Below are 475 nucleotides of genomic sequence, written 5' to 3' on the forward strand. Positions count from 1 at the left end.
CGGCACCAGAAGTGTTCATGCCAGCCTTCACCGCTTGGCCGGCTGCGCTCGCCCGACCAGCTCCGCCGGCCAAGCTACCCGTGGTGGAGCGGACTACCGCGCACTAACTTTAACCTTGGACCACCCTGTGGGGGCCGATCACATCCCGGGCAAGCGCGGTCGGAAGAACAAGATCCGCCACGACAAGCGCCGCTACCGGGAACGCTGGCGGATCGAGGCGACCTTCAACCGCCTCAAAGACCTCCGCCGCATCGCCACCCGATACGACAAGCTCGCCCGTAACTACGCCTCAGCTGTCGCCATCAGCGCCTTCTGGTGCTGATCGAGTCCAGACCTGGGATTGCCCCTGTTTGGTGGACACCGAGAACGCTTTCGCGTGAGGTGTTTGTCCAATGCCGAAGAGTCGTCCCCCTTACCCCACCGAGTTCCGCCGACAGATGGTCGAGTTGGCCCGCGCCGGGCGTGATCCGAACGA

General features: G+C 64.2%; 1 pseudogene. It reads left to right on the forward strand.

Features of this window, described 5'->3' with window-relative positions:
• Nucleotides 1–142 precede the first annotated feature (142 nt).
• Nucleotides 143–322: pseudogene (locus tag MKL11_RS19990) on the forward strand (transposase); the annotation flags it as partial.
• Between the last annotated feature and the right edge of the window lie 153 nt (nt 323–475).

It is taken from the genome of Methylobacterium sp. J-077 (assembly GCF_022829365.1).
GTDB lineage: Bacteria > Pseudomonadota > Alphaproteobacteria > Rhizobiales > Beijerinckiaceae > Methylobacterium.